Genomic DNA, 3857 nt, shown 5'->3' with positions numbered 1-3857 from the left:
CATAAGTAATTGGCCGTTTTTGAGGTTGGAGTTGGGCTTAATCAGAGCCAGACAAATAGTCTATTTACTTTTTAACTCGCTAATAACTTGCTCTAAACCCACATCAGAAATGCGTTGAATAATCTCTTTTTGTTTAGCACTTAATAGTGAAATGCCTTCAGCAACAATATCGTATACTTTCCACTCATTGTTTTTACCTAAACGAAGCTTAAAGCTTAAGTCGATAGTAGGCGCATTTGGCTCAATAATTTGCGTATTAACTGTTGCGTACTCAGAGTCACTTTTTGCGTTATTACGCTCAAATACTACTTTTTGACCCGTGTACTTCATTAGTGCACCGGCGTATGTGCCTGTTAAGTAATGCTCTACTGCATCTATAAATTGAACAGCTTGCTCGCGCTCAATACCTTTAATGTGTTTACCTAATAATTTAAACGACACAAACTTAACGTCAATATGTGGCATTAAACGTTTTTCAACAATGGCAGCCATCGCGTCTTTGCTGGCTGTACCTTTTGAGTTTACTTGGCCAATATCTGCAAAAAGCTTGTCGGCTACCGATTCAAGTAACTGATCTGGTGATTGCTGAGCTTGTGCAAATAACGAACTGCTAAAAAAAGCAGTGGCTAAGACGAATAGTTTAAAGAGTTTCATAATTGTATATGTCTGTGTGATTAAGATGACTGTAATTTACGCGAACTATACGCAATAAAAAAGGCACAAATAAGCAACTTATTAATGCCCAATTAGCACCAATCAAATAAATAAAATAAATTCAAGCAGTTAGAAAACTCCATTAACAGCTCATATACAACCGGCATTTTGTCCTCATTGTAATTGTTAACAGGCCGCCCTTATCATTTAGTTATCAACTTAAATCAAACAAACATTTGGCACCTATGAAAACGTCACTTAAAACACTTATTATCTCTTCTGTATTAGTAGTTTCACTTTTTGGCAAGCTTGCTTTTGCTCAATCGGACCACGGTTATGCCGTTGACTTTCTCAAAGGCGAAGGTAACGTAAACGGCGTTAAGCTTGCGTATCAGTATCATGCACCTGGTATGCAAAACATTATTGGTGATGCACGCTTTTACTTTGAAACCAGCGTAAACATGTGGGAATACCGCCACGGCGATGAAACACAATCAAACCTAGTACTTGCTATGTCACCTGTACTGCAATTTCCTGCTTTTAGTTTTAACAACACCCCATTTTATGTAGAAGCAGGCATTGGTGTATCACTGATTGATGAAACGCAGTTTGCCGGTAAAAACATAAGTACTCACTACCAGTTTGAAGACCGCATAGGCCTTGTAGCCGATTTTGGCCACACCAATGTTGCCCTTCGCGTTATTCACTATTCAAACGCAGGCTTTAAAGAGCCAAACCCTGGGCTTAACTTTTTAACGCTTTCGGTAGCGAGACGTTTTTAACGTTATTGATTGTATTTTTGAGTAAATCAATTGCTGTTATAGTGCAAAGCGGTCACACTTAAACGTACTAAAGTTTAGGTGATACTGCGATGCAAACTTGGCATATTGTAATTATTGTCGCTGTTGTTCTTGCCATTATCATTGGTAATATTGCGCTGATTAGACTCTCTGCAAAACAGGAGTTTATAAAGCCCAACGCCAATATAAAAAATACAACAGACACAAAAAAGCCCTGATCAATCAGGGCTTTTTCAATAATACCAACTCGCTAAATATATTTTTGCTAATTTAGCCTACTAGCCAATGCGCCATTAGCGCAATAACAGGTAAAGTAATTAGCGTTCGCAAAATAAATATAATAAATAGCTCTAAAATATTTACCGGTATTTTACTGCCAAGTAAAAGTGCACCTACCTCAGACATATAAATAAGCTGAGTTACACTCATTGCGGCAATAATAAAGCGCGTTACATCACTTTCAATAGTCCCTGCTGCTAATATTGACGGAATAAACATATCAGCAAAACCAACCATAATAGTTTGCGACGCAGCGGCTGCTTCGGGTACTTGCAATAGCTCTAAAAATGGCACAAACGGCATACCTAAATACTGAAATATAGGCGTATGCTCAGCAATGATCAGTGCAAATGTGCCTACCGCCATTACTACAGGTAACACACCAAACACCATATCAAGCGCATTATGTACGCCCTCTTTTATAGTGCCTTTAACACCCGTTGAGTTATCTGCTTTAGCTAGTGCAACATCTAACGAATGGCCAAATAAAGTTTTATGACCCGGAATTGTTTCAGCGTCTCTATCTGGCTCAGTGCCATCAATGAGTAAGTCTTTTTTAAAGCGCAGTGGCGGTAATCGCGGCACAATAATAGCGGCAACAATACCGGCTAAACATACCGTTGCGTAAAACGGTGCAAATAGGTATTCAAGTTTAACTTGCCCAAGCACCACTAAACTAAATGTAATTGAAACCGCTGAAAACGTAGTACCAATAATAGCCGCTTCGCGTTGTGTATAATGCTTTTGATCGTACTGCCTTGCAGTCATCAAAATACCCACACTGCCATCACCTAACCACGACGCAGTACAGTCTACCGCGCTTCTGCCTGGTACACCAAATACAGGGCGCATTACTTTGGTCATTAACGTACCAGCAAGCTCTAATAGACCAAAGTTAATTAATAGCGGCAGTAATAAGCCCGCTAAAATAAATACCGAAAACAACACAGGCAATAAGTCATTTAATACCAGCGCGCCAGTATTGGCCGAGGTAATCATCTCGCTGCCTAGGCTTAAGTACGTCATTAAACCAAACGCCATACCAAATAAGCGTACCACCAGCCATGTCCAGCTCACATCAAATAAATGCTTTAACAAAGGTGAGTTACATATAGCGGCGGGTTTAAACACTTTAGTAATTACAGAAATAACCCCTGTAATACAAATAATGAGGGTAATAATTGCTTGAGCAGAGCCAAGCATCATTGCTTGAACCGCTTTTGCCATAACGGCAATAGGAATGGTCATCCCTTGCGAAGTACTAATGGGTGTCATAAATAAAAACACACCAATTAACGAAGGAACCAAAAAAGTAAACCAAGTGCGCCACGTATAGTGTGAACGTTCAGGTAGCTGAGACATATTGTTTAACCTATAAAAACCACAAAAAGAGCATAGCGCTCTTTTTGTGGTAAAACTTATTATTATTTAAATTTTAATGCCGCGCTGAATGAGTGCTGCTTCTAATGCTTGTTGTAAACCATTCATAGTACCTGGCTCAAGCGTTTCGCCTTTATCATCCATCCACGTTAAGCTAGTACCGCCTTCTTTAGTTTTGCTTACTAAAATTTGGTATTGGCCTTCATCAATAGGTAGTTGAGCTACGTCATCACCCCAAATTGAATCCCAAACGCTTGTTTCTGGTTTAGTATAATCTGCAGTAATTAAGCCCGTATCTGGGTTAATTTCAACAATAGAGAACGACAAGCGCTCTAAAAACCCAGAGAAACGGTCAAACACAGCGTCGTAAGATTGCTCAGTTACAAGTGCTGCATTACCTTTATTATCAAAGCCCATTTCAAGAGAAATAATACCTTGGCGTTTACGCATATCAACTTCAAGTTGACGGTAACGGTAATCAAACTCGCTCACTACTTGGTTAAGCGCACGTACTTCTAGCTGCTGCTTGAGTAAGTCTGTTAGCGTTTTATCACCTTTAAAATCAATCAGCTCTACACGTAAAGACGCAGTGCGTTGATGTGATTTTTCTTCAATAGTGAATCTAAACTTTTCTAAATCATCGTTAACTTCATCGCCCCACCACCAAAAACCTTCTTCGGTTTTAATGATTGAGTACCAATCAGTTTCAATAATACCAAGTAGCTTATCTTCTTTAGTAGTTCC

5 protein-coding genes are annotated in these 3857 nt (G+C 39.2%); 2 read left to right on the top strand and 3 right to left on the bottom strand.

The features are described 5' to 3' along the window. Positions 1 to 60: 60 nt before the first annotated feature. Positions 61 to 654, bottom strand: coding sequence for a phospholipid-binding protein MlaC (locus tag H5072_RS13940; RefSeq protein ID WP_024595677.1), 594 nt, complete (start codon positions 652 to 654; stop codon positions 61 to 63). Positions 655 to 899: 245 nt separating this feature from the next. On the opposite strand from H5072_RS13940, the gene H5072_RS13935 reads away from it, so the two are divergent. Then, positions 900 to 1436, top strand: a complete 537-nt coding sequence (locus H5072_RS13935) for an acyloxyacyl hydrolase (RefSeq protein WP_182693861.1) — start codon at positions 900 to 902, stop codon at positions 1434 to 1436. Positions 1437 to 1525: 89 nt separating this feature from the next. After that, on the top strand, positions 1526 to 1672 hold the full coding sequence (locus H5072_RS13930; RefSeq protein ID WP_138489348.1) for a DUF2897 family protein: 147 nt from the start codon (positions 1526 to 1528) through the stop codon (positions 1670 to 1672). Between the two features lie 52 nt (positions 1673 to 1724). Here the strand turns inward: H5072_RS13930 and H5072_RS13925 are convergent, their stop codons facing one another. Both H5072_RS13925 and bamC read right to left on the bottom strand, forming a co-directional pair. Beyond that, positions 1725 to 3095, bottom strand: a complete 1371-nt coding sequence (locus H5072_RS13925; protein ID WP_138489349.1) for a YjiH family protein — start codon at positions 3093 to 3095, stop codon at positions 1725 to 1727. Positions 3096 to 3161: 66 nt separating this feature from the next. Next, the coding region (bamC, locus tag H5072_RS13920; protein ID WP_182693860.1) for an outer membrane protein assembly factor BamC at positions 3162 to 3857 on the bottom strand (696 nt) is incomplete at its 5' end.

It is taken from the genome of Pseudoalteromonas sp. SR45-5 (genome assembly GCF_014163565.1).
Taxonomy (GTDB): Bacteria; Pseudomonadota; Gammaproteobacteria; order Enterobacterales; family Alteromonadaceae; genus Pseudoalteromonas; species Pseudoalteromonas distincta.
The sequence above is the reverse complement of the archived record's forward strand: the minus strand, read 5'-3'. Positions and strand labels throughout refer to the sequence as shown.